21 protein-coding genes are annotated in these 23,873 nt (G+C 69.5%); 12 read left to right on the top strand and 9 right to left on the bottom strand.

What is annotated here, in order from left to right; genetic code table 11:
- Positions 1 to 19 precede the first annotated feature (19 nt).
- Complete coding sequence (locus N1032_RS19225) at positions 20 to 1,030, top strand: diacylglycerol/lipid kinase family protein (RefSeq protein ID WP_259541137.1); 1,011 nt, start codon at positions 20 to 22, stop codon at positions 1,028 to 1,030.
- Here the strand turns inward: N1032_RS19225 and N1032_RS19220 are convergent.
- Complete coding sequence (locus N1032_RS19220) at positions 1,027 to 1,752, bottom strand: LysR substrate-binding domain-containing protein (protein WP_259541128.1); 726 nt, start codon at positions 1,750 to 1,752, stop codon at positions 1,027 to 1,029. The two genes, N1032_RS19225 and N1032_RS19220, sit on opposite strands and share 4 nt — an antisense overlap.
- A gap of 54 nt (positions 1,753 to 1,806) precedes the next feature.
- On the opposite strand from N1032_RS19220, the gene N1032_RS19215 reads away from it, so the two are divergent.
- Both N1032_RS19215 and N1032_RS19210 read left to right on the top strand, forming a co-directional pair.
- A complete protein-coding gene (locus tag N1032_RS19215) occupies positions 1,807 to 2,208 on the top strand; it encodes a DUF5997 family protein (RefSeq protein ID WP_259541121.1) in 402 nt (133 codons plus the stop codon).
- Positions 2,209 to 2,289: 81 nt separating this feature from the next.
- Complete coding sequence (locus N1032_RS19210) at positions 2,290 to 3,720, top strand: maltokinase N-terminal cap-like domain-containing protein (RefSeq protein ID WP_259541117.1); 1,431 nt, start codon at positions 2,290 to 2,292, stop codon at positions 3,718 to 3,720.
- A gap of 105 nt (positions 3,721 to 3,825) precedes the next feature.
- Here N1032_RS19210 and pheA read toward each other — a convergent pair whose 3' ends face one another.
- Positions 3,826 to 4,758, bottom strand: coding sequence for a prephenate dehydratase (gene pheA, locus N1032_RS19205; RefSeq protein ID WP_259541115.1), 933 nt, complete (start codon positions 4,756 to 4,758; stop codon positions 3,826 to 3,828).
- A gap of 69 nt (positions 4,759 to 4,827) precedes the next feature.
- On the opposite strand from pheA, the gene pgm reads away from it, so the two are divergent.
- The gene (gene pgm, locus N1032_RS19200) at positions 4,828 to 6,456 is read left to right on the top strand and encodes a phosphoglucomutase (alpha-D-glucose-1,6-bisphosphate-dependent) (protein ID WP_259541113.1); all 1,629 of its coding nucleotides are present in this window, start codon (positions 4,828 to 4,830) and stop codon (positions 6,454 to 6,456) included.
- Positions 6,457 to 6,501: 45 nt separating this feature from the next.
- Here the strand turns inward: pgm and N1032_RS19195 are convergent, their stop codons facing one another.
- Positions 6,502 to 7,428, bottom strand: a complete 927-nt coding sequence (locus N1032_RS19195; RefSeq protein ID WP_259541111.1) for a MerR family transcriptional regulator — start codon at positions 7,426 to 7,428, stop codon at positions 6,502 to 6,504.
- Between the two features lie 64 nt (positions 7,429 to 7,492).
- On the bottom strand, positions 7,493 to 8,101 hold the full coding sequence (locus N1032_RS19190; RefSeq protein ID WP_259541109.1) for a TetR/AcrR family transcriptional regulator: 609 nt from the start codon (positions 8,099 to 8,101) through the stop codon (positions 7,493 to 7,495).
- Between the two features lie 25 nt (positions 8,102 to 8,126).
- Between N1032_RS19190 and N1032_RS19185 the strand changes: the two genes are divergently transcribed.
- Positions 8,127 to 8,966, top strand: coding sequence for an alpha/beta fold hydrolase (locus tag N1032_RS19185; protein WP_259541108.1), 840 nt, complete (start codon positions 8,127 to 8,129; stop codon positions 8,964 to 8,966).
- On the opposite strand, the gene N1032_RS19180 is transcribed toward N1032_RS19185, so the two are convergent.
- Positions 8,963 to 9,877: an amidase domain-containing protein gene (locus tag N1032_RS19180; protein WP_259541107.1), complete on the bottom strand. Its 915-nt coding sequence runs from the start codon at positions 9,875 to 9,877 to the stop codon at positions 8,963 to 8,965. The genes N1032_RS19185 and N1032_RS19180 overlap by 4 nt on opposite strands.
- A 115-nt stretch (positions 9,878 to 9,992) precedes the next feature.
- On the opposite strand from N1032_RS19180, the gene N1032_RS19175 reads away from it, so the two are divergent.
- Positions 9,993 to 10,550, top strand: a complete 558-nt coding sequence (locus N1032_RS19175; protein ID WP_259541106.1) for an isochorismatase family cysteine hydrolase — start codon at positions 9,993 to 9,995, stop codon at positions 10,548 to 10,550.
- A gap of 161 nt (positions 10,551 to 10,711) precedes the next feature.
- On the opposite strand, the gene N1032_RS19170 is transcribed toward N1032_RS19175, so the two are convergent.
- Positions 10,712 to 11,290: a TetR/AcrR family transcriptional regulator gene (locus tag N1032_RS19170; protein WP_259541105.1), complete on the bottom strand. Its 579-nt coding sequence runs from the start codon at positions 11,288 to 11,290 to the stop codon at positions 10,712 to 10,714.
- A 59-nt stretch (positions 11,291 to 11,349) separates the two neighbouring features.
- Here N1032_RS19170 and N1032_RS19165 point away from each other — a divergent pair, with 59 nt between their 5' ends.
- Positions 11,350 to 12,414: an SDR family NAD(P)-dependent oxidoreductase gene (locus N1032_RS19165; RefSeq protein ID WP_259541104.1), complete on the top strand. Its 1,065-nt coding sequence runs from the start codon at positions 11,350 to 11,352 to the stop codon at positions 12,412 to 12,414.
- A 33-nt stretch (positions 12,415 to 12,447) separates the two neighbouring features.
- Here N1032_RS19165 and N1032_RS19160 read toward each other — a convergent pair whose 3' ends face one another.
- Positions 12,448 to 13,347 carry a M15 family metallopeptidase gene (locus N1032_RS19160; protein ID WP_259541103.1) on the bottom strand — a complete coding sequence of 300 codons (900 nt, stop codon included), beginning with the start codon at positions 13,345 to 13,347 and terminating at the stop codon, positions 12,448 to 12,450.
- Between the two features lie 243 nt (positions 13,348 to 13,590).
- Here N1032_RS19160 and N1032_RS19155 point away from each other — a divergent pair, with 243 nt between their 5' ends.
- The 5 genes from N1032_RS19155 (at position 13,591) to N1032_RS19135 (ending at position 20,823) form a co-directional block, all read left to right on the top strand.
- Positions 13,591 to 15,327 (top strand): MDR family MFS transporter, encoded by a 1,737-nt coding sequence (locus N1032_RS19155; RefSeq protein WP_259541269.1) that lies wholly within the window; start codon positions 13,591 to 13,593, stop codon positions 15,325 to 15,327.
- Between the two features lie 67 nt (positions 15,328 to 15,394).
- On the top strand, positions 15,395 to 16,588 hold the full coding sequence (locus N1032_RS19150) for an ROK family transcriptional regulator (protein WP_259541102.1): 1,194 nt from the start codon (positions 15,395 to 15,397) through the stop codon (positions 16,586 to 16,588).
- 156 nt (positions 16,589 to 16,744) lie between these two features.
- Entirely contained in the window at positions 16,745 to 18,268 is a 1,524-nt protein-coding gene (mmsA, locus tag N1032_RS19145) for a multiple monosaccharide ABC transporter ATP-binding protein (protein WP_259541268.1), read from the top strand.
- On the top strand, positions 18,265 to 19,647 hold the full coding sequence (gene mmsB / locus N1032_RS19140) for a multiple monosaccharide ABC transporter permease (protein ID WP_259541100.1): 1,383 nt from the start codon (positions 18,265 to 18,267) through the stop codon (positions 19,645 to 19,647). The genes mmsA and mmsB overlap by 4 nt, the downstream gene beginning before the upstream one ends.
- Before the next feature lie 63 nt (positions 19,648 to 19,710).
- The gene (locus N1032_RS19135; RefSeq protein ID WP_259541098.1) at positions 19,711 to 20,823 is read left to right on the top strand and encodes a substrate-binding domain-containing protein; all 1,113 of its coding nucleotides are present in this window, start codon (positions 19,711 to 19,713) and stop codon (positions 20,821 to 20,823) included.
- A 164-nt stretch (positions 20,824 to 20,987) separates the two neighbouring features.
- Here N1032_RS19135 and N1032_RS19130 read toward each other — a convergent pair whose 3' ends face one another.
- Together N1032_RS19130 and N1032_RS19125 are read right to left on the bottom strand one after the other, a co-directional pair.
- Entirely contained in the window at positions 20,988 to 22,328 is a 1,341-nt protein-coding gene (locus tag N1032_RS19130) for an LLM class flavin-dependent oxidoreductase (RefSeq protein WP_259541096.1), read from the bottom strand.
- A 2-nt stretch (positions 22,329 to 22,330) separates the two neighbouring features.
- Positions 22,331 to 23,695 carry an O-acetylhomoserine aminocarboxypropyltransferase/cysteine synthase family protein gene (locus tag N1032_RS19125; RefSeq protein WP_259541094.1) on the bottom strand — a complete coding sequence of 455 codons (1,365 nt, stop codon included), beginning with the start codon at positions 23,693 to 23,695 and terminating at the stop codon, positions 22,331 to 22,333.
- Positions 23,696 to 23,873: the final 178 nt, after the last annotated feature.

Genomic DNA, 23,873 nt, shown 5'->3' with positions numbered 1-23,873 from the left:
TTGCGGCTACGGTGAGCTTGTGGGAGCAGACGCGGCAGCAGCAGCGCCCCTTCGCGCGGCCGTCGTGATCAACCCGGTCAAGGTCGACGCGAGCCGCATCCGCCCTCTGGTAGAGGCCGCGGAACAGGCCGCCGGCTGGGGCGAGACGATGTGGTTCGAGACCACGCTCGACGACCCGGGGCAGCTCGTCACCAAGCAGGCAGTCGAGGCCGGCGCCTCGGTGGTGATGGCCGCCGGCGGAGACGGCACCGTGCGCGCGGTGGCCGAGGGTCTGCGTGGCAGCCGGGTGGCGCTCGGGTTGCTGCCCGTGGGCACCGGCAACCTGCTGGCCCGCAACCTCGACCTCAATCTCACCAACGTCGAACTCGCGGTGGCGACGGCGTTCACCGGCCGCGACCGGCTCATCGACCTCGGCATCACACGCATCACGCGCCCCGACGGACCGGCGTCGGAGCACGTGTTCCTCGTGATGGCCGGCCTCGGCATCGACGCCAAGATGATCGCGAAGACCAACGCCAAGCTCAAGAAGGCCGTGGGCTGGCTGGCCTACGTCGACGGCATCGGCCGCGCCATCCCGACCCTGAAGCCGGTGAAGCTGCGGTTCAGTCTCGACGGATCGCCCTGGCGCACCACGACGGCGCACTCGGTGATGGTGGGCAACTGCGGGTTGCTGCCCGGCGGGCTGCTGCTGATTCCGGATGCCCGCCCCGACGACGGCCTGCTCGACATCGTCACCCTGCGCCCCGAGGGCCCGTTCGGCTGGCTGAAGGTGTGGAACAAGCTCGCGTTCGAGAACGGCGTGCTGCGCAAGTCGGCCGCCGGCCGCAAGATCATCGACCTCGTGCACGACGTGCGCTCGGTGCGCTACGCGACGGCCATGGACTTCGAGCTCACCCTCGAGTCGCCGCAGGAGATCCAGCTCGACGGCGACGAGTTCGGCGTGGCCGTGGCCGTGCACACCTGGGTGCATCACGACGGTCTCGCGGTGCGGGTGCCGATCGACCAGAAGGCGCTGCCCGCGTCGAACTAGCGCCGGCCGCGGCCCGACGAGCGGGGCCGCGTGCGCCCGGGCTGCGGCGTGCCCTTGCCCTTCGCCTTGCCCTTCGGCTGCGCCTTCGCCGCGGCCGCGCGTGCCTCGGCGGCCTTCGCCTTGGCCTTCGCGGTGGGCTTCTGGCGCCGCAGCTCCTCGACCTCCTCGGCCGTCATGCGCGAACTGTTGGCGGTGCGCCCCCGCACCACGCCGATGAACTCGTCGACCAGCTCGCTGCGGCGGTCGTCGCGCCAGGCCAGCACGATCTGGGTCTCGGGAGCCCCCGTCAGCTCGCGGGCCGTGACGTCTTTGCGGCCGTGGAGCCGGGCCAGCGACTTCGGCACCTGCACCAGCCCCACGCCGGCGGCCACGAGCTCGAAGGCGTCGGCGCCCCCGGTGGGGCCCGGCGCGATCTCGAGCAGGCGCTGCCCCTCCAGGTCGGCGACGTCGACCGTCTCGTCGTCGCCGAGCGCGGCGAACTCGTGGTCGTTCGAGACGACCACCACGGGAACCTCGGCATAGAGCGGGATGGCGCTGACGCCGTCGCGATCGATCGGAAGGCGCGCGAACACCACGTCGGCGAGATCGTCGTCGAGCACGCGGCGCTGATCGGCGTGATCGATCGGCACCGGTTCGAGGGCGACGTCCGCTCGCCTCTCGGCCCAGACCCGGAACCACTTGGTGGGTGTGACGCCGGGCACGAAGGCCACGCGGAATGCCATGCCACTCCCCTTTCGCCGGCTCGGCCCGGAGCCTCCCCAGGATACGCTGTGCTGATGAGCCCCGAGAAGACACCGCAGACCATGAAGCCCGCCACGGCGGCCAAGAAGCTGGGTATTCTGCTCTCCGCGGCTCCCGACGACTTCCAGGCTGCGCCGGTGAGCCGCAACGACCTCAACACCCTGCTCGAGTCGCCGCCGGAGTGGCTCGTCGAGCTTCGGCTCAACGGCCCGCACCCGCGCGAGATCGTGGCGCGCAAGCTCGGGGTCTCGATCTCGGGCCTCGCCCGGGCCGGCGTGACGGATGCCCTCACCACGAGCGAGATCACCGCGCTGCTGCAGTCGCCGCCGGAGTGGCTCGTGGTCGAGCGTCAGACGCAGGCCGAGGTGCGCGCCGAGAACAAGCGCATCAAAGACGAGAAGGCGGGCAAGGCGGCCCTGCGCGAACCCGCCGAGTAGGCGGCATCCGGGGCCTCGGTCTCGCTGGCAACTCGTGGCCTGACCCTGGCAGTTCCCCGGCGCGCGGCGTAGTGTCCGAGCATGAGCGTCTCTGCAGCGAGAATTGCCCCCACTCGGGAAGTGCGACCGGCGCTAGCGGACTGGATCCGGCAGCAACGCTGGTTCGCCTCCTCCACCGAACACCCCGTTCTGTCGCGGGTCGGCATGTGGTCGCTGGTCGACCATCGCCATCAGGTGGGCCTCGAAACCCATCTCATCCTCGATGAATCGGGCGTGACGCCCGTGCTCTACCAGGTGCCGCTGTCGTTCCGCTCGTCGGCCCTGCTCGGCGGCGACCGCGCGCTGATCGAGCGCGCCACGGTCGACGGCAAGACGGTCTACGTCTACGACGCCCCGCACGACCCGGCCTACACCAGAGCTCTGCTCGGGCTGATGCTCGACGAGGAGATCGAGCCGGGCGAGTCGTTCGAGGCCGCCGAGGCCGAGGGCCATCACGCCCTGACGAGCTCCGACATCCGGGTCACCGATTCGCACGTGCTGCGGGGCGAGCAGTCGAACACGTCGATCATCTACGACCTCGTGCACCCGAACGGCAAGCCGGCGCAGCCCGTGATCTGCAAGGTGTTCCGCGCCGTGAGCGACGGGGTCAACCCCGACGTCACGGTGCAGTCGGCGCTGTCGGATGCCGGCTCCCGCCTGGTGCCCCGCGCGGTCGGCAACGTGACCGGCGTCTGGCGCGACCCCCGCCAGCTCACCGGGCTGGCCCGCGGCCACCTCGCGTTCGCCCAGGAGTTCATTCCCGAAGTCGAAGACGCCTGGCGCGTGGCCCTGCGCGCCGCCGACGCCGGCGAGTCGTTCGCCCAGCACGCGCGCTCGCTCGGCGAGGCCACCGCGCAGGTGCACTCCGAGCTCGCCCGGCTCTTTCCGGTGCGCGAGGCCACCCCCGACGACGTGGCGACCATCATGGCGAGCATGCGCGAGCGCAGCGCCCAGGCCGTGAACGAGGTCGCGGTGCTCGCGAACGAGCACGACGCGGTCGAGCAGGTGTTCCGGCTGGCCGAGGCGGCCGACTGGCCGCCGTTCCAGCGCATCCACGGCGACTACCACCTGGGCCAGGTGCTGGCCGTGCCCGGTCGCGGCTGGGTGCTGCTCGACTTCGAGGGCGAACCCCTGCGGCCGCTGGCCGAGCGCAGCGAACCGGATGTCACCCTGCGCGACGTGGCCGGCATGCTGCGCTCATTCGACTACGTGGCCGGCACCTACGCCTCCTCGCCCAACGCCGCCGCGGTGCAGGAATGGGCGCAGGTGTCGCGCGACGCGTTCCTCGACGGCTACATCGCGCGCTCGGGCCGCGACCTGCGGGTGCAGCAGGCTCTGCTCGACGCCTTCGAGCTCGACAAGGCTCTCTACGAGGTCAGCTACGAGGCGCGCAACCGGCCCGACTGGCTGCCGATTCCGGTGAACGCCATCCGCCATCTGGCGCACCGCGACCACTCCAGCGTCGACGCCTGAGCCCGGGTCGGGCCGTCAGGGGCGCCGCCAGCCAGGGGTGCCGTCGCGCAATCGCGCAGCCGCGCACGCGGCCCGGCCCGGCCCGGCGCGGCTATCCGGCTCGCGTCACGCCTCGGGCTCGCCCGCGATGAGCGCCGCCAGCCACTGCCGCGCCTCGAGGAAGACGCCGTCGTCATAGCGCGCGGTGTACTGCACCGGCGCCTTGTCGGCGCGGGGGTAGGAGCCGAGAAAGAGGATGTGCGGGCTGAACCGGCGCACCCCGAGCAGGGCGTCGGCGACGCGCTCGTCGGTGATGTGCCCGTCGGCGTCGATGACGAAGCGGTAGCGGCCGAGGGCGTCACCGATCGGCCGCGACTGCAGCAGCGACAGGTTCACCCCGCGGGTCGAGAACTGCTCGAGCAGCTCGAGCAGAGCGCCCGCGCGGTCTTCGGGCAGCTCGGCGATGATGCTCGTCTTGTCGGCCCCGGTCGGCGCGGGCACGGCGGCGCTCTTGCTCACCAGCACGAAACGGGTCACCGCGTTCGCGTTGTCGGCGATGTTCTCGGCGAGCACCTCGAGGGCGTGGTGCTGCACGATCTGCGGGGGTGCGATGGCGGCATCCGCGAGGTCGTTCTCGAACAGGGCGAGCGCCGCGGCCACGTTCGAGGTGGAGGGGATGTGGCCGTGGGTCGGCACGTTCGCATCGAGCCACTTGCGGGTCTGGGCGTAGGCCACCGGATGCGCGTTGACCACCCGCACCTCGTCGAGCGTCGTGCCCGGCCGCGCCACCAGCACGAACTGCACGCGCACCAGGTATTCGCCGATGATGCGCAGGCCCGGGATGTTGGCGAGCGCGTCGAGCGTGGCCGTCACCCCGCCCTCGATCGAGTTCTCGATGGCGATCATCGCGGCGACGCTGCGGCCCGACACCACGTCGTCGAGCGCCTCGCCCACGTTGTTGACCGAGCGCCAGTCCTTGCCCTCGGCCTCGGGCACCTGGGCGAGCGCGGCCTCGGTGAACGTTCCCGACGGGCCCAGGTAGCTGTACGTCTCCGACATGTCTGAGAGCCTATCCACCCGGCTTCGGGCGCAGGTGCACAGGCTGCCGGGGAGTGCCAGACTTGGGGCATGCATGAGCGCGCCGGCACTGTGGCCCTTCCCTCCGACCTGATCGACGTCGATGCCCTCATCCGGGCCTACTACGACCTGCACCCCGACGTGAACGACCCCGAGCAGAAGGTGATCTTCGGCACCAGCGGGCACCGCGGCTCGTCGTTCAACACCGCTTTCAACGAAGACCACATCGCCGCCATCACGCAGGCCATCGTCGAATACCGCGCCGGCCAGGGCATCACCGGCCCGCTCTTCATCGGCCGCGACACGCACGGCCTCTCGAAGCCCGCCGAAGACACCGCCCTCGAGGTGCTGAACGCCAACGGCGTGACGGTGTGGACCGACTCGCGCGAAAGCTGGACGCCGACGCCGGCGGTGTCGCACGCCATCCTCGCCTACAACAAGGCCGGGCACGACGACCAGGCCGACGGCATCGTCGTGACACCGTCGCACAACCCCCCGGGCGACGGCGGCTTCAAGTACAACCCGCCGCACGGCGGGCCGGCCGACTCCGACGCCACCGGATGGATCGCGAACCGCGCCAACGAGCTCATCGCGGGTGTCCTGGCCGACGTCAAGCGGGTGGGGCGGGGCGAGGGCGCGGCATCCGGAACCTACGACTTCCGCGAGCACTACGTGGCCGACCTGGTGAACGTGATCGACCTCGACGCCATCGCGAAGTCGAAGATCCACATCGGCGCCGACCCCCTCGGCGGAGCCTCGGTGGAGTACTGGGAGCTCATCCGCGACCGCTACGGCCTCAACATGGACGTCGTGAACGAGACCGTCGACCCGCAGTGGGCGTTCATGACGCTCGACTGGGACGGCAAGATCCGCATGGACTGCTCGTCGCCCTATGCTATGGCGTCTCTCGTGGCACGCCGGCACGACTTCGACATCTCGACCGGCAACGACGCCGACGCCGACCGCCACGGCGTGGTGACGCCTGATGCCGGCATCATGAACCCCAACCACTACCTGGCCGTGGCCATCCAATACCTCTACTCCCGGCGTGAGGGCTGGCAGCCGGATGCCGCGATCGGCAAGACCCTCGTGTCGTCGTCGATGATCGACCGCGTCGCCACCTCGCTCGGCCGCACGCTCTGGGAGGTGCCGGTGGGCTTCAAGTGGTTCGTGCCCGGGCTCATCGACGGCTCGGTCGGGTTCGGCGGCGAGGAGTCGGCCGGTGCGTCGTTCCTGCGGTTCGACGGGTCGGTCTGGACGACCGACAAAGACGGCATCCTGCTGGCGCTGCTCGCGTCGGAGATTCTCGCCGTCACCGGCAAGACGCCCTCGCAGCACTACGCCGAGCTGACCGAGGAGTTCGGGGCTCCGGTCTACGAGCGCATCGACGCCCCGGCCTCGAAGGCGCAGAAGGCCCAGCTCGCGAAGCTCGACGGCGACGCCATCACGGCCACCGAGCTGGCCGGCGACCCGATCACTGCGAAGCTCTCGCACGCGCCCGGCAACGGAGCGGCGGTGGGCGGCGTGAAGGTGGTCACCGACCGGGCCTGGTTCGCGGCGCGGCCCTCGGGCACCGAAGACGTCTACAAGATCTACGCTGAGAGCTTCGTGGGGCCCGAGCACCTCGCCGAGGTGCAGGCCGAGGCCAAGCTCATCGTCGACGCGGCGCTCGGCGACTGAGAGGCGACCATCAGGTGCCTGACGTGCGCCTGACGTGCGCTGGCGTCAGGCGCGCTCGATGGGCATCTGCAGTTCGGTGACCCAGTCCTCCTGGGGCAACGGCATCGACTGCAGGTAGACCTCGCGAACGAGCCCGGTCGCGCGGTAGCCGTTCTGCTCCACCCACTCGCCGAGAGCGCGCCAGCTCTCGTCGATCGAGGCCATGGCCCCGTGGTGAACGAGGGTGGCGGCGTCGGCGGCGCCGGGCAGTTCGGTGACCGCGAAACCGGATGCCGCGGCATCCGTGGCCTCGGCATCCGTGGCCGCGGCATCCGTAGCCTCGGTGGCGGGTGCAGCGGCGTCCGCGGTGCTGCCGGGTGCCTCGGGTCGCCCGGCGAGGGTGAAGCCGGCCGAGATGCGCACGCCGTCGCCGAGCTGTTCGTAGAACGCGACGGCGGGATCGGTGAACGGCACGCCGGCGGCGACGAGGGCCTCGGCCAGCCGCGGGTAGAGCGGCTGGATGACAGGGGAGATGAGGTCGGATTCGAAGCCGGCGGCCTCGGCGGTCGCAACGGCGAGGCGGCGGGGTTCGATCGGCTTGACGACGACAGGGGCCGTGCTGGTGGACATGGGTTCGTTCCTCTCGAGTGATCGGAGACGCGCGTCGAGGCGGTCGATCCGCTCGGCGTCGGCGGCCCGCCGGTGGAGCAGTTCGACGCGACGAGCGGTGAGCAGGGCGCGCAGCTCGTGCGCCGGCGGGTCGTCGTTCACGATGACGGCGACCTGTTCGAGCGTGAAACCGAGGTCTTTGAACTCGATCACGCGCACGAGGTCGGCGAGCTGGCCGCGGTCGTAGAAGCGGTAACCGCTCGACGGGTCGACCCGGGCCGGCGAGAGCAGGCCGATGGTGTCGTAGTGGCGCAGCATCCGCACCGAGACGCGGCCGAGTGACGCGAATTCTCCGATGGTGTACATGATGCTGCCACGGTGCACCCTGACATCGTGTCAGGGTCAAGCGCGCGCGACAACGTCGCCGCCGAGCCCTCGCGGGGGCGGGCTACGCCGGCGCGAACACGGGGGTGAGCAGTTCGTGCAGCGCCCGCCGGCATTCCTCGGCGTCGAGCGGGCCGTCGTCGCGCAGGATGCGCCAGGTGGTGGCGTCGCAGATCACGACGATCTGCGCCAGGCGACGGATGCGCGCCGCGTCGTCGAGGCCGGGGTCGAGCCGGTCGGCGAACACGCGCCGGCACCAGCCGACGTGGTAGGCCCGCCCGGCGGCCGCGAGCTCGGGCAGGCCGGGCACGAGAGGCGACTCGGAGTAGGTCTTGAGGATGAGGTCGCCGTAGCGCTCGTAGTGCTGCACCAGCGCGGCGAGCGTCGTGTCGACCGACTCGCCCTCCACGGTCTCCCGGGCGTCGGCGATGCGGCCGAGCTCGCGCTCGACCACGGCGAGCAGCAGGCCGGCCTTTCCGCCGAAGCGGCGGATGACGGTCTGCACGGTGACCCCGGCGTCGGCCGCCACGTCGTCGAGGCGGATGTGCTCGTAGGGCGTGACGGCGAAGCGGTCGAGCATGGCGTCGGCGATGCGATCGCGGGTGCGCTCCGCCGAGGTCGCCCGGGCCGACATGCGATAGCCGCGTTTGGCGGCCGGGTCTGGTGCATTCATGTTGATTACACTAACATCAATCTGCATGTCAGCACTCTCTGAGATCGAACGCACCGAATCGGTGCCCACGCGCCTGGGGCGCCTGCACGTTCGGCGGTTCGGCCCCGACGACGGCCGCCCGACCGTTCTGTGGTCGTCGATGTTCGTCGACGGCCACACCTGGGACAGCTCGCTCCCCCTCCTGCGCTCGGCCGAGCCCGGGCGCACGTTCCTCGTGGTCGACCCGCCCGGGCTGGGACTCAGCGAGCCGTTGCGCCGGCGCACGTCGATCGTCGAGGCCGCGGATGCCGCCGTCGACCTGCTCGAGCAGGTGCAGGCCTCCGGCGCGGTGGACTGGGTCGGCAACGCGTTCGGCGGCCACGTCGGCTTCGAGCTCGCCGCGCGGCCCGGCCTGCTGCGCAGCCTGGTCGCCGTCAGCGCTCCGCCCGAGCCGATCCCGGCTTCGCTGCGGCACCAGATCCAGCTGCTGAAGCCGCTGCTGCGCCTCGCCGGGCCGGTCGGCCCGGTGCGGAACGCGGTGGTGCGGGCGATGCTGACCGATGCCTCGGCCGCCGACCGCGACATCCGGAGCGTCGTCGTCGAGAGCCTGCGCCGGCCCGGTCGCGCGTCGATGGCACTGGCTTTGCGGTCGTTCATCCTGGATCGGGTCGACGTGACCCGCACACTCGCGTCGATCGGCGTGCCGAGCCTGTTCGTGGCGTCGGACGACCGGGGCGACTGGGCGCCCGCCGACGCGGAGCGGGCGGCACGGCTGACGCCGGGTGCGCGTGCCGTGACGGTGACGGGGGCACGCACCCTCGTGCCGCTCGAGCAGCCCGAAGCGCTCGTGGGTCACCTGGTCGCCTTCTGGCGGTCGGCCGGCTAGGCGATCGACCAGAAGTGGGCGGTGGCGCCCGGCTTCTCGACGGTGAGGGCGTTGTCGAGGTCGCGATAGTTCGAGTCGAGCGTGTGGCCGACGAGGGCGATCGAGATGGTGCCGTCGGCGTTCTGGGTGACCTTCGACACGATCTGCGTGTGGTCGACCCCGTTGTCGTTCTGCGGGTCCCAGTCGAACATGATGACGTCGCCGATCTTCACCTGGTCGCGCTGGGTGAGTTCGAGGCGGGTGGTGTCGGGTCGGGAGGCGTAGTAGGCGTCCATCTCGTTGCCGCGGATCCAGCTCAGGCTGTAGTCGCCGGTGGTCGCGTAGTCGCTGAACCAATCGTCGCTCTGGGTCCACCCGCGGGCCAGCATCGCCTGGTTCACGAAGTTGCCGCAGTCGTTGTCGGGGAACTCGCCCCACTCGTCGAGGTTGTAGTCCTGCCAGTAGGTGAAGGCGTAGGCCAGCTGGCTGTCGACCGGGGTCTGGATCTCGTAGCCGTAGGCGGCCTCGGAGGTCACCTCGGAACCATCGGCGAGCGCCACCGTCACCGGCACCGCCCCGACGACGTAGTTGAAGGATGCCGGCGCGACCGCGGTCAGGGTGGCGTCGTCGACCACGGCGAACGACGTGGCCGCTTCGGTGCCGAACGAGACGGAGGCGACCGCCGACGACGACGAGAAGCCCTCGCCGGCGATGGTGACCTCGGTGCCGCCGCTCAGAGCGCCCGTCGCGGGGCTGACGGACGCGACCGACACCACCTCGCTCGCGGCGGCCGAATCGGCGCCCGAGTTGCCCTCTTTGGCCGCCGAGACGTTGGACGAGCCGCCGTCGGGCGCGCACCCCGAAAGGACGAGGGCGGCGACGACGGCCACCCCGGCGAACAGGGATGCGGAGCGAGCGATGCGTAGGGGCATTGATCCATGGCAACACATCAACATTTGTGTCCCCTATGAAGGGGACACAAATCGGTGCTCCGCCGGGTCTACTCTGAGAACCGGACAACTTCGTCCGCTTGCTGGAGGAGACCCCGTGCCCATCACCGCCCTCGACGACCGCACCGCGCTCATCGTCATCGACCTGCAACAGGGCACGACATCGGCCCCGACCGCCCATGCGGTCGACACGATCATCGGCAACGCGGCGCAGCTCGCCGCGGCCTTCCGAGCCGCCGGGCTGCCGGTGGTGCTCGCGAACGTCGACGGCACACCGGCCGGTCGCACCGAGTACGGCGCGGGGGCGCGCGAGTTCCCCGCGCCGTGGAGCGACCTCGTGCCGGCCCTCGAGCCGGCCGACGGCGACATCCTCGTCACCCGGCGCACCTGGAGCGCGTTCGCCGGCACCGACCTCGACACGCGCCTGCGCGCACTCGGGGTGACCCAGGTGGTGCTCGCGGGCATCGCCACCACGTTCGGCGTGGAGTCGACCGCCCGCCAGGCCTACGACCTCGGCTACGACGTCGCCCTCGCCGTCGACGCCATCACCGATCGCAGCCCCGACGCCCACGACGACGCCGTCGCCCGCGTCTTTCCGGCCCTCGGCCAGCTCGGCGCCACCGCCGACGTGCTCGCGCTGCTCGCCGCGCGCTGACGCGCCCACGCGGGCCGTCGCCGCGGCCCGCGGTCGCGCAAAGTGCTGCTCGCGGGCTCTTTTGGGTGCTCTTGCGCGACCGCGAGAGGGAACCGGAGGCGAGAACCGGGGGGAGAACCCGGGCGAGAGCCGCGGGAGGGAACCGGAGGGACCGGGGCGCGCTAGGGGGCCGGTGAGGGTGCCGGAGCCGGCGCGAACGAGCGACGCAGGAGCGACCAGGCGCGAGCGGCGGTGTCGGGGCGGGTGGCGCCCGGGGTCCAGGTGAGCACGCCCGCGAGCATCGAGATGGCGAGCATGACGTCGTCGGCCGTGAGATCGGCGCGCACCCGGCCGGCGGAGCGCTCCCGGGTCACCATGGTGTCGACCACGGCGAGCACCCGGGTGCCCAGATGCGCCACGCGCTCGTCGTCGGCGCCCGCCACGATCAGGTCGATGAGCGCCTTCGACACCAGCGCCTGATCGATCACCTCCTGCAAGAGGTCGTCGAGGGTGCTGTCGGGCAGCGAGGCGACGCGCTCGAGGTCGCCGATGTTCTCGTCGAACACAGCCACGGCGAGCGAGATGCGATCGGGGAAGTGCCGGTAGAGGCTGCCCTGACCGACACCGGCCCGCTTTGCGACAGCACTGAGCGGTGCCGCATAGCCGCCGTCGCCGAACACCTCGCGGGCAGCTGCGATCAGCGCCAGCCGGTTCGCCGGCCCGGCGCTCGGCCCACGGTTCGCCTTGGGGGTCTGCGGCACGGGGTGTAGCCTACTAGCGGACAGCGTTGTCCGGTTGAACCCGACAGAGATGAGAACCCATGGCCTCCACCCCCGCACCCCTCACCGGCGACTCCTCGATCGCCGCCTGGATCGACCACCCCGTCGGCGGACCCGTCATCCGCGAACTGCTGGCGCAGTCGGGCCAGACGACCGATGTGTTCCGGCCCGTGCGCAAGCTCGCCCTCAAGCGTCTGATCAAGCTCAGCAAGGGCCAGTTCACCCAGCAGATCATCGACGGCATGGTGGCACAGGTCGCGGCCGGCGGGGTGCAGACGACGGATGCCGCCACCCCTCCGGCGACCGGCAACACCGAAGACGGCCCCGTGCCGATCGAGCGACCGGAATGGGTCGAGCGCCTCGACGCCGGCCGGTTCGCCGGCAAGACCGTCATCGTCACCGGCGCCGGCTCGGGCATCGGCCGCGCCACCGCGTCGCGCGTCGCCCGCGAGGGTGGACGCGTGATCGCGGTCGACATCTCGGCCGAGCGGCTCGACGAGTTCGTGGCCGACCACGACGGCGCGCAGATCGTGACCGTCACGGCCGACATCACCGACGACGCCGGCATCGCGGCGATCGTCGAGGCCGCGGGAGCACGTATCGACGCGCTCGCCAACATCGCCGGGATCATGGACGACATGACCCCGGTCGGCGACGTGTCCGACGCCGTCTGGAAGCGCGTCTTCGCCATCAACGTCGACGGCACCATGAAGCTCATGCGCGCCGTCATCCCGTTCATGCTCGAACAGGCATATGGCTCGATCGTCAACACGGCCTCCGAGGCCGCCCTGCGCGGATCGGCCGCCGGAGCCGCCTACACGGCGTCGAAGCACGCGGTGGCCGGGCTCACGAAGAGCTCCGCCTTCATGTACGGGCCCTCCGGCATCCGGGTCAACGCCGTGGCGCCGGGCCCGACCATCACGAACATCGAGGCGACCTTCGCGTCGCCGCTCGGCGCCCAGCGTGTGCGCCAGGCGATGGCGGTGCTGCCCGACGCGGTCGAGGCCGACGCCCTCGCCGCCTCGATCACGTTCTTGCTGAGCGACGACGGCGTGAACGTCAACGGCGTCATCCTGCCCTCTGACGGCGGCTGGTCGGTGGCCTGACGCGTGAGCCGGCTGCCGGTCAGCCGGCGCCGGTCAGCCCGCGTAGTCGGGCGCCGCGGGGAGCCCGAAGAACTCCTCCAGCGTGGTGACCCCCGTGTCGTGCATCTCGGTCGCGGCGGGCACGCCGATCCAGCGGTAGTGCCAGGGCTCGAACTCGTAACCGGTGATCGGGGTGCCCCCGTCGGGGTAGCGCAGCACGTAGCCGAACCGGTAGGCGTTTGCCGCGAGCCACTGGCCGGCCGCCGTGTCGGCGAAGCACCGCCCGTCGGTCGAGCAGCCCGACACCGTGTCGAGGATGTCCATGGCCATGCCGGTCTGGTGCTCGCTGTAGCCCGGCCGGGCCGAGGTGAGGTCGGCTCCGGCGACACCGAGCGAGTTCACGTAGTAGTCGTAGGCCCGCACCTGCACGCTGTAGGAGCGGTAACCGCTCTGCGCCACGAGCTGCACGCCGATCTCGGCCAGCGCGGCGTGGAACATCTCTTCGAGCGCGGCCGCGGCATCCGCCCGCAGCTGGTAGCCGTTGGGGTTGGGCATGTCGGCCGGCAGATCGACGAGGTCGGGGGGCCCGTAGTCGGCACCGTCGGCGATCGGCCGCAGCTTGTTCACCACCACCCAAGGGCTCGTCGGGTCGTCGATCGAGAGCGCCGCCTTGTCGAATGACGGCGGCGGCGGGGGTTCTGGGGTGAAGGAGGGAGCAGGGATGCCTGGCACGCTAGCAGAGGGGGTCGGAGTGGCGCTGACCGAGGGCGAGGGCGAACCCGTGGGCGACCCGGTCGACGAGACGGATGCCGCCGCCATCCTGTCGCCGCCGAGGCTCCACACCCCCGTCGCGAACAGCGTGCCGGTCGCGACGACCGCGGCCACCAGGAGCGTCGCCACCGCCAGGACGATCGCGCGGGTGCGCCGCTGGCGCCGTGCGCGCTCGCGTTCCATGCGCTCTCTGCTCCGCGTCGACACCGGCCCAGCCTAGCCGCGCGGGCCGGGCGGAGCCGGGAACCGCCTGCCCGACCGCAGCGCCACGGGTTGAGAAGCGGCCTGCACCGGGTGTAACTTTGCACCCTGCGCAAAGTTCGTGCGCGTCCCCCTTATTCCCCGAGGATCTGCATGTCACGCACCAATCCGCCCGCCGACCGTCGAGCCAAAGCCGCAGCGCGCGAGATCGACGCCGGCGCCGTGATGAACCACCGGCAGATCCTGTTCGTGATCTTCGGCCTGATGGCGGGAATGTTCCTCTCCGCCCTCGACCAGACCATCGTGGGCACCTCCATCCGCACGATCTCCGACGACCTCGACGGGTTGAGCCTGCAGGCCTGGGTGACCACCGCCTACCTCATCATGTCGACCATCAGCACGCCGATCTACGGCAAGCTGAGCGACATCTTCGGCCGGCGCCCGCTCTTCATCATCGCGATCTCGATCTTCCTGGTGGGGTCGCTGCTCGCGAGCCTGTCGACGTCGATGTTCGAGCTGGCCGCCTTCCGCGCCATCCAGGGTCTCGGCGCCGGAGGCCTGATGGCGCTGCCGCTCACGATCATGGGCGACATGCTGGCACCGCGCGAACGCGCGAAGTACCAGGGCTACTTCTTGGCCGTGTTCGGCATCTCGAGCGTGATCGGCCCGCTGATCGGCGGCCTCTTCGCCGGGGCCGACCAGATTCTGTTCATCACCGGATGGCGCTGGGTGTTCTTGCTCAACGTGCCGATCGGCATCGTGGCCCTGTTCATCGTGCTGCGCTTCCTGCACCTGCCGAAGGGCGCCAAACGGGCGGTGCGCATCGACTGGTGGGGCGCCGCGACCGTCATCATCGCGCTCGTGCCCCTGCTGCTCGTGGCCGAGGAGGGCCGCGACTGGGGCTGGGGCTCGGCCGGCGCCATCGCCTGCTACGTCATCGGCGCCATCGGTGTGATCGCCTTCATCATCATCGAGCGGGCCATGAAAGACGACGCGCTCATTCCGCTCAAGCTCTTCCGCTCGCCGACCTTCTCGATGGCCACCGTGCTCGGCGTGCTGGTCGGGTTCGGCATGTTCGGCGCGCTGCTGACCATCCCGCTCTACCTGCAGCTGGTCACCGGCGCCACCCCCACCGAGAGCGGATTCCTCATGCTGCCGCTCATCGTGGGGCTCATGATCGCGTCGATCACGAGCGGCCAGATCATCAGCCGCACCGGCAAGTACCGGGCGTTCCCCATCATCGGCACCGGGCTCATGAGTGCCGGGTTCTTCTACTTCACCTTCGTCACGGCCGACAAGCCGGTCTGGTACCTGATGATCGGCATGCTGCTGATCGGCCTCGGCATCGGCCAGCTGATGCAGACGCTCACCATCGCCAGCCAGAACTCCGTGGGCCTGCGCGACATGGGCGTGGCCACCAGCGCCTCGACGTTCTTCCGGCAGATCGGCGGCACCCTCGGCACCGCCGTGCTGTTCTCGGTGCTGTTCACCCGCATCCCCACCACCATTCAGGCTGCGTTCGCCGACCCGGCCATCGCCAAGGGCGTGGCCACCGCCGCGGCCGACCCCGCGGTGGCCGCCGACCCGGCGAACACGCAGATCCTCGACCTGCTGAAACAGGGTCAAGACGGCAACACCGGCGCCCTCACCGGCTCGCTGAACGGCGACACCTCGTTCCTCAACGCCGCCGACCCGCGCCTGGCCGACCCGTTCCTGGTGGGCTTCGCCAACGCCACCGTCACCGTGTTCTGGGTGGCGCTGGCCGCCTCGCTGCTGGCGTTCGTGCTCAGCTGGTTCTTCAAGACGCCGCCGCTCCGCGCGAAGTCGGCGCTGCAGGAGGCCGCCGACGACGACGCCGCCCTCAACGCCCAGGTAGCGGCAGGCGAGATGGGCGCGCTGGTGGCGCCGGATGTCTCGACCCACTCGGTGCCCGTGCAGCGGCCCGCCGATCAGCGCGAGTAGGTCTCGGTTCAGCACCACTTTGCGTTAACTAATTGACTACAAAGTCGTCATCGGGCACGGTGGGTGCATGACGTCTGGGCACCTTTCCGAGCGCCGGAGCGTCAAGCCGGGGTCGCAGGCCTCACTCCGCCGCTCGAACCAGCAGCGCATCGTGCGGTCGCTGCTGCAGTCGGGCTCGCTCACCCAGGCCGAGTTGTCGCGCCAGACCGGGCTGTCGACGGCGACCGTGTCGAACATCGTCAAGGCGATGGTCGATCGCGGGCTGCTCGCCACGTCGCCCACCACGAGCTCGGGCCGGCGCGCCCTCGCCGTGAGCCTGACGGGCGACGACACGCTCGCCGCCGGCATCGACATCGGCCGCAGCCACGTGCGGGTCGTGGTCACCTCGATCAACTACCGCGTGGTCGGCGAACGCTGGGTGCATCTGCCGCTCGGCCATGAGGCCGACCTCGCCCTGGATGTCGCCTCCACCGTTCTCGACGAGGTGCTCGCCGAGTGCGGCAGCAGCCGCGACGCGCTGATCGGCGTGGGTCTCGGGGTGCCCGGCCCCATCGACCGGCGGAGCCACGCCGTGATCGACGGCACCATCCTGCCGGAGTGGGTGGGCATCACGGTCGACCACATCCAAGAGCGGCTGCGCATGCCGGTCATGCTCGAGAACGACGCCAACCTCGGCGCGATCGCCGAGATCACCTGGGGGCCGCACAAGGGCGTCGACGACCTCGTGTTCGTGAAGGTCGGCACGGGCATCGGCTCGGGCCTCATCCTCGGCGGCGAGATCTTTCCGGGCAACATCGGTGTGAGCGGCGAGATCGGCCACCTGCCGATCCACGAGCACGGCCTGATCTGCCGCTGCGGAAACCGCGGCTGCCTCGAGACCGTGGCGTCGACCGCCATCATGATCGAACTGCTCAGCCGCGAGCCGCAGAACGTGCGCACGACCAGCGACATCATCGCGCTCGCCCAGGCGGGCGACAAGGCGACGCTGCACGTGATCGACGACGCCGGCCGGGCGCTCGGCCGCGCCCTCGCCGCCATCGCCAACCTCGTCAATCCGCAGATGCTCGTGCTCGGCGGGCCGCTCGCCGGGCTCGGCGAGATCCTGCTCGAGCCGGTGCGCAAGGGCTTCGTGCGCTACAGCTCGCCGGTCGTGCACGACTCGACCGAATTGACGATGTCGTCGTTCACCGACCGCGCCGAAGCGCTGGGCGGGGCCGCGATCGTGATCCAGGAATTCGAAGCGGTGGGATTCGAGACCTAGTCGTTATCGCGCCGTTGCGTTCACAACTTGACCACACCGCGCGAAAGATGGAGACTACCGAAGCCAGACACGAAGCAAGCCCCAGACGAGGAGGTCTCCCTGTTGGACACGCGTGCGAACACGAGCGACGTGCGGGAGTCTCCCGTCATCCTCGAGATGCGTTCGATCACCAAGGAGTTCCCGGGCGTCAAGGCGCTGTCGGATGTCTCCCTGGAGGTTCGGGCCGACGAGATCCACGCGATCTGCGGTGAGAACGGGGCCGGCAAGTCGACCCTGATGAAGGTGCTGTCGGGCGTCTACCCCTACGGCACCTACACGGGCGACATCCTCTTCGAGGGCTCCGAGGTGCACTTCAAAGACATCAAGTCGTCCGAGGCCGCCGGCATCGTCATCATCCACCAGGAACTGGCGCTGATTCCCGAGCTCTCGATCACCGAGAACATCTTCCTGGGAAACGAGCCCACCCGCTTCGGCGCCATCGACTGGGTGTCGGCCAAGCGCCGGGCCATCGAGCTGCTCGCGCGGGTCGGCCTCGAAGACGACCCCGACACGCAGATCAAGAACATCGGCGTGGGCAAGCAGCAGCTGGTCGAGATCGCCAAGGCGCTCAACAAGTCGGTGAAGCTGCTCATCCTCGACGAGCCGACCGCGGCCCTCAACGAGGCCGACTCGCAGCACCTGCTCGACCTGATCCGCGGGCTCAAGGGCCGCGGCATCTCGTCGATCATGATCTCGCACAAGCTCAACGAGATCGAGCAGGTGGCCGACGCGATCACCATCATCCGCGACGGCAAGACCATCGAGACGCTGAACGTCAAGGCCGACGGCGTCAACGAAGACCGCATCATCCGGGGCATGGTGGGCCGCACGCTCGAGAACCGCTTCCCCGATCGCAACACCAAGGTCGGCGAGGTGTTCTTCGAGGTCAAGAACTGGAACGTGCGTCATCCGGTGGTCTCCGAGCGCATGGTCGTGAAGAACTCGAGCTTCTTCGTGCGTCGCGGCGAGGTCGTGGGCTTCGCCGGACTCATGGGCGCCGGCCGCACCGAGCTCGCGATGAGCATCTTCGGCCGCGCCTACGGCGAGTTCGTGTCGGGCGAGATCATCAAAGACGGCAAGCAGATCCAGCTGCGCAACGTCTCGGAGGCGATCGACCACGGTCTCGCCTACGTGAGCGAAGACCGCAAGGCGCTCGGCCTCAACCTGCTCGACGACATCAAGCGCTCGGTGGTGTCGGCCAAGCTCAAGAAGATCTCGCGCGCCGACGTGGTGAACGACATCTCGGAGTACCAGATCGCCGAGCAGTACCGCAAGACGTTGCGCATCAAGACCCCCACGGTGAACGAGGGCGTCGGCAAGCTCTCGGGCGGCAACCAGCAGAAGGTCGTGCTCGCCAAGTGGATGTTCACCGACCCCGACCTGCTCATCCTCGACGAGCCCACCCGCGGCATCGATGTGGGTGCGAAGACCGAGATCTACGGCATCATCCGTGAGCTCGCGGCCCAGGGCAAGGGCGTGATCATGATCTCGAGCGAGCTGCCGGAGCTGCTCGGCGTCTCCGACCGCATCTACACGATCTTCGAGGGCACCATCACCAACGACGTCCCCGCCGCCGAGGCGGATCCCGAAACCCTGATGAGGAGCATGACCTCCATGAAGAAGAAGGCTGTGAACCGATGAGCGCATCCGACCAGGCCCCCACGAAGAAGCGGGCGTCGATTCGAGACCTCGGCAAGATGTTCGGCGGCGGCACGTCGAACACCCGCCAGTTCGGCATCCTGTTCAGCCTGATCGCCATCATCGTGCTGTTCGAGATCCTCACCGACGGCCTCACGCTGTCGTCGGGCAACCTGATCAACCTGGTCAGCCAGTACGCCTACATCCTCATCCTCGCCATCGGCATGGTGATGGTGATCATCGCAGGCCACATCGACCTCTCGGTCGGTTCGGTCGCGGCGTTCGTGGGCATCGTGGTGGCGACCGCGATGCAGGACTGGAACCTGCCCTGGCCGCTCGGCATCCTGCTCGGCCTCGTCGTCGGCGCGTTGATCGGCGCCTGGCAGGGCTGGTGGGTCGCGTTCGTGGGCGTGCCGGCGTTCATCGTGACCCTGGCCGGCATGCTCATCTTCCGTGGCGGCAACCAGCTGATCGGCAACGCGAACACCATCCCGGTGCCGCAGGGCTTCACCGAGATCGGTGCGGGCTACCTGCCCGAGGTGGGCCCCGACACGGGCTACAACAACCTCACCCTGCTGCTCGGCCTCATCGTCGTGCTCGCCGTGATCTTCATGGAGTGGCGCGCACGCCGCACCCAGCGCAAGATGGGCTCCGAGCCCGCGCCGCTCTGGGTGAGCATCGTGAAGCTCGTCATCCTCGTTGCGGTCATCGTCATCGCGACCGTGCTCTTCGCCGGCGGCCGGGTGGGCACGAGCTTCCCGGTGTCGGGCATCATCCTGGGCGTGCTCGTGCTGGTGTACTCCTTCGTCACCCGCAACACGATCTTCGGCCGCCACATCTACTCGGTCGGCGGCAACAAGCACGCCGCCGAGCTGTCGGGTGTGAAATCGCGTCGCATCGACTTCCTCGTCATGATGAACATGTCGACCCTGGCGGCCCTCGCCGGCATGATCTTCGTGGCCCGCTCGCAGGCCTCCGGCCCGCAGGACGGCATCGGCTGGGAGCTCGACGCGATCGCCGCGGTCTTCATCGGTGGCGCCGCCGTCGCCGGTGGCATCGGAACCGTGGCCGGATCGATCATCGGTGGTCTCGTGATGGCCGTGCTGAACAACGGCCTGCAGCTGCTCGGCGTGGGCGCCGACCGCGTGCAGATCATCAAGGGCCTCGTGCTGCTGGTGGCCGTCGGCCTCGACGTCTGGAACAAGACGCAGGGGCGGCCCTCGATCACGGGCCTGCTCACGAGACGCTTCCGCCGCACCATCGCGACCGACGACGACTTCCCCGCGGCGCCCGCGGTGGGCTCGGGTCAGGCCGAGTCGGAGTCGCCCGAGATGCTCGTGCCGACGGCCGGCAGCCCCGACACCTCCCGCCCGCGCGGCTGAGGCCGCGGCATCCGCTTCTTTTCCATCCCTAACACCACACCCACAGAGAGAAAGTAATCAAAGATGAAGAAAATGCTCCTCGCGACGGCGGCTCTGACCGCTGTTGCGGCTCTCGCATTGTCCGGTTGTTCCACGCGCTCGGATGACTCGGGCTCGGCCTCTGGTTCGACCGACGCGGCAGCCGCCGGCTTCCCGGCCGATTCGCTGATCGGTGTCGCCCTTCCGTCGAAGACGTCGGAGAACTGGGTGCTCGCCGGTGGACTGTTCGAAGACGGTCTCGCCGAGGCCGGCTTCAAGTCCGACGTGCAGTACGCCGGTGCGAGCACCACGGTGAAAGACCAGCAGGACCAGATCTCGGCCATGATCACCAAGGGCGCGAAGGCCATCATCATCGGCGCCGCCGACGGTGGCCAGCTCGCCACGCAGGTTCAGGCCGCGGCCGACGCCGGCATCCCGGTCATCGCCTACGACCGCCTCATCCTCAACACGCCGAACGTCGACTACTACGTCGCCTACGACAACTTCAAGGTCGGCGAGCTGCAGGGTCAGGCCCTGCTCGACGGCATGAAGGCCAAGAAGCCCACCGGCCCCTACAACATCGAGCTGTTCTCGGGCTCGTCGGATGACGCCAACTCGGCCGTCTTCTTCGACGGCGCCATGAGCGTGCTGCAGCCGGCCATCGACTCGGGCGACGTGGTCGTCGTCTCGGGCCAGACCGACATCAAGCAGACCGCCACCGCCGGCTGGAAGGCCGAGAACGCGCAGAGCCGCATGGACTCGCTGCTCACCTCGAGCTACGGTTCGGCCGAGCTCGACGGCGTGCTGTCGCCCAACGACACCCTGGCCCGCGCGATCATCACCTCGGTGAAGGCCGCCGGAAAGCCCATCCCGATCGTCACCGGTCAGGACTCCGAGGTCGAGTCGGTCAAGTCGATCATGGCCGGCGAGCAGTACTCCACCATCAACAAGGACACCCGCAACCTCGTCAAGCAGGCCATCGCGATGGTGTCGGAGCTGCAGAAGGGCGAAGAGGTCGACGTGAACGACACCGAGTCCTACGACAACGGCGTGAAGGTCGTTCCGGCCTTCCTGCTCGACCCGGTGATCGTCACCAAGGAGAACGCGGCCGAGGCCTACGCCAACGACCCCACTCTCGAGCCGCTGACCCAGCAGTAAGTAGTAGCTGCTGCTGCTGCTGCGTCAGTGACACCGAGAACGGCCCGGGCATCGCGCCCGGGCCGTTCTTGCACGTGAATCGGTTGACGGATGCAGCTTTTCCGACGAGCGACGCCGTATTCGGCGTCGCTTGTCGTGAAATCTGCATCCGCTAACCGGATCGGTCAGAAGTCGCGCAGGTTGCCGCGCAGGCCGCCGTCGCCGAACTCGGTGCGCAGGATGCCGCGGCGGCGCAGGATCGGCACGAGTTCGTCGAGCATGCGGTGGATGGTGACCGGGTGCAGGTCGCCCGAGAAGATGAAGCCGTCGTTGTCGGCCTCGTCGCCGAGCTCCTGGATGAAGTCGGCGATCTCGTCAGCCGTGCCCACGTAGCCGGCCCGCTCGGAGATGCGGCCGAGCTTCGCCTTGGCGGTCAGGATGTCGCGGAGAGAGGCGTCGGCCAAACTGTCGAACTTTCCGAGCAGACCCTTGATGCTGCCGCGCGAGACGTGATCGCCGAAGATGGCGGGGTCGATCGGCTTGTCGAGGTCGAGCACGGTGAGGTCGGTCTCGAGGTCGCTCGACTGACCGGCGGCGATCTGCAGCAGCGTGGCGTCGTCGGGGTGCGCGGAGGCGTCGACGATGCGCTGGGCCTCGTCGGAACTCGAGGTGACGATGGGCTTGAACACGAACAGGATGTCGATGTCGCGGGCGCTGCGGCCGTGCCCTTCGGCGGCCTCGATCACCTTGGCGCGGTAGGCGCGGATGGTGTCGACGTCGAGCGAGGCGAGCGCGAGCTGCACGTCGGACTGCTCGCCGGCGAAGTTGAGCCCGCGGCCCGAACCGCCGGGCGACACCACGATCGGGTCACCCGAGAGGTGCTCGGAGCCGAGTTCGGGGAACGGCAGCGCGTTGAGGGGTCCGTCGAAACGGTAGTGCTCGCCGCGGTGCTCGAAGGCGTCGAGCTTCGAGCCGTCGGCGAAGTGCGCCGTGGCCGCATCGGCGATGAGCGCGTCGGGTCCCCAGCTGTGCCAGAGCCGGCGCACCGCCGTGAGCCACTCCTCGGCGCGATCGTAGGCGGCGTCGTGCGCCAGGGGCTCGGCGCCGAAGTGGCGGCTGGAGCCGACATCCGTCACCACGTTGATGCCGAAGCGGTAGTCGCTGAGGTGCTGCATCGTCGCGAACTGACGCGCCGCCTGGTATGGCGAGTAGGCGAGCGGGTTGACGGTGGGCGCGATGCCGAGGTGCGAGGTTGCGGCGAAGAGATAGGGCGCGAGCAGCAACGGGTCGTGCTTCGGCCCGCCGTAGGCGCTGCGGACGCGCAGGTCGAGCGTGTCGGCGTTGCCGAGCGAGAGGGCGTCTTCGACGATGACGAGGTCGAATCCCGCCTGCTCGAGGTCGCGTGCCGACTGCTGGTAGAGCTTCGGGCCGTGCCAGCGGTGATTCCACTCGTAGTAGGGGTGGCCCCAGCCGTGCGGGCCGAAACCCCGCGAGAGGAACCAGCCGAAATGCTGCAGGCGCGACACGGCTAGCGAGCCTCGCTCACGAGGTCGGCGACGGCCGGCGCGGGCGCGCTCGCCCGCACCACGTCGAGCGCGTGCTGGAGGTCGGCGAGCAGATCGGGCAGGTCTTCGACGCCGACCGAGAGCCGGATGAGACCGGGCCAGATGCCCGCGTCGCGCAACTGCTGCTCCGAGCGCCAGGCGTGGGTGGTCGACGCCGGGTGGATGATGAGCGACCGCACGTCTCCGAGGTGGGTCATGCGGGTGAAGAGCTCGACGGCGTTGATGAACTGCTCGGCCGCCGCGGCGCCCCCGCGCAGCGTGAACGAGAAGACCGAGCCCTGGCCTCGCGGCAGGTAGTGCTGGGCCAGGGCGTGGAACGGGTTCGACGGCAGCCCCGAGTAGTCGACCGACTCGATGTCGGGCTGCGCCTCGAGCCACTCGGCGATGGCCAGGGCGTTGGCCGACTGGCGGTCCACCCGCAGCGACAGGGTCTCGATGCCCTGCTGGATGAGGAAGGCGTTGATCGGCGACGGCGTCGGGCCGAAGCGTGCGGTCACCACGTCACGGGCGTAGACGAGGAACGCCTCGGCGCCGAAGCGCTCGACGAAGCTCCGGCCGCCGAGCGAACGGGTCGGCTCGGTGAGGTGCGGGAAGTGCGCGACCCCGGAGGTCGCGGCTGACCAGTCGAACCCGTCGCCGCTGACGACGGCGCCACCGAGCACCGAGCCGTGACCGGCCAGGAACTTGCTGGCCGAGTGCACCACGATGTCGGCTCCGTGCTGCAGCGGCCGCAGCAGGTAGGGGGTGGCGAAGGTGTTGTCGACGATCAGCGGGATGCCGTGGCGGTGAGCCACCTCGGCCACCAGCGCGATGTCGACCAGGTCGTTCTTGGGGTTGGGGATCGACTCCACGAACAACGCGCGGGTCGCCGGGGTGATGGCGAGCTCCCAGGCGAGGGCGTCGTTGGCGTCGGCGACGAAGTCGGTGGTGATGCCCAGGCGCGAGAAGTTGTCGAGGAAGAGGCCCCGCGAGCCCTCGTAGATGCTCGACGCCGACACCAGGTGGTCGCCGGCCTGCAGCAGGCCCAGAATGGCGACCGAGACCGCCGCCTGCCCGCTGCCGACGAGGATGGCGCCGGTGCCGCCTTCGAGCGCGGCGAGGCGACGCTCCACCGAGGAGTTCGTGGGGTTGCCGATGCGAGTGTAGGTGAAACCGTCTTCGGCGCCGCCGAACCGGTCGCGTGCCTGCTCGAAGTCGTCGAAGACGAAGCCGGCACTCAGGTAGATGGGGGTGGCCCGGGCATTGATGCCGTCGGCCGGCGCTCCCCCCGCGTGCAGTTGCTGGGTGGCGAACCCGAACGCGCGGCCTGTTCTGTTCTCGTGAGTCATCGACCACTCCTCTCGTCGTCCGGTCGATACAGGGTCGCATGCCGACCCCTCCCCAGAGCCGAATGCGAAGTACTGTTACGCCGGATCACGCGCCTGGGCCCGTATGCCGAAAAGGGAATACGCGAACGGCTTGACATGTGAGCCAGCAGTGACCTACGTTTTGTCTCGATCGTGAGAG

Origin of the sequence: Herbiconiux daphne (genome assembly GCF_024979295.1) — a bacterium.
Classification (GTDB): Bacteria; Actinomycetota; Actinomycetes; order Actinomycetales; family Microbacteriaceae; genus Herbiconiux; species Herbiconiux daphnes.
This window is presented reverse-complemented; position numbering and strand designations above follow the sequence as displayed.

Bases quoted from the DNA above. Each gene is read 5' to 3' on its own strand.
- N1032_RS19220 (WP_259541128.1), bottom strand. From the start codon at position 1,752: ATGGCATTCCGCGTGGCCTTCGTGCCCGGCGTCACACCCACCAAGTGG.
- N1032_RS19215 (WP_259541121.1), top strand. From the start codon at position 1,807: ATGAGCCCCGAGAAGACACCGCAGACCATGAAGCCCGCCACGGCGGCC.
- N1032_RS19210 (WP_259541117.1), top strand. From the start codon at position 2,290: ATGAGCGTCTCTGCAGCGAGAATTGCCCCCACTCGGGAAGTGCGACCG.
- pheA (WP_259541115.1), bottom strand. From the start codon at position 4,758: ATGTCGGAGACGTACAGCTACCTGGGCCCGTCGGGAACGTTCACCGAG.
- pgm (WP_259541113.1), top strand. From the start codon at position 4,828: ATGCATGAGCGCGCCGGCACTGTGGCCCTTCCCTCCGACCTGATCGAC.
- N1032_RS19190 (WP_259541109.1), bottom strand. From the start codon at position 8,101: ATGAATGCACCAGACCCGGCCGCCAAACGCGGCTATCGCATGTCGGCC.
- N1032_RS19185 (WP_259541108.1), top strand. From the start codon at position 8,127: ATGTCAGCACTCTCTGAGATCGAACGCACCGAATCGGTGCCCACGCGC.
- N1032_RS19180 (WP_259541107.1), bottom strand. From the start codon at position 9,877: ATGCCCCTACGCATCGCTCGCTCCGCATCCCTGTTCGCCGGGGTGGCC.
- N1032_RS19165 (WP_259541104.1), top strand. From the start codon at position 11,350: ATGGCCTCCACCCCCGCACCCCTCACCGGCGACTCCTCGATCGCCGCC.
- N1032_RS19160 (WP_259541103.1), bottom strand. From the start codon at position 13,347: ATGGAACGCGAGCGCGCACGGCGCCAGCGGCGCACCCGCGCGATCGTC.
- N1032_RS19155 (WP_259541269.1), top strand. From the start codon at position 13,591: ATGAACCACCGGCAGATCCTGTTCGTGATCTTCGGCCTGATGGCGGGA.
- N1032_RS19150 (WP_259541102.1), top strand. From the start codon at position 15,395: ATGACGTCTGGGCACCTTTCCGAGCGCCGGAGCGTCAAGCCGGGGTCG.
- mmsA (WP_259541268.1), top strand. From the start codon at position 16,745: ATGCGTTCGATCACCAAGGAGTTCCCGGGCGTCAAGGCGCTGTCGGAT.
- mmsB (WP_259541100.1), top strand. From the start codon at position 18,265: ATGAGCGCATCCGACCAGGCCCCCACGAAGAAGCGGGCGTCGATTCGA.
- N1032_RS19135 (WP_259541098.1), top strand. From the start codon at position 19,711: ATGAAGAAAATGCTCCTCGCGACGGCGGCTCTGACCGCTGTTGCGGCT.
- N1032_RS19125 (WP_259541094.1), bottom strand. From the start codon at position 23,695: ATGACTCACGAGAACAGAACAGGCCGCGCGTTCGGGTTCGCCACCCAG.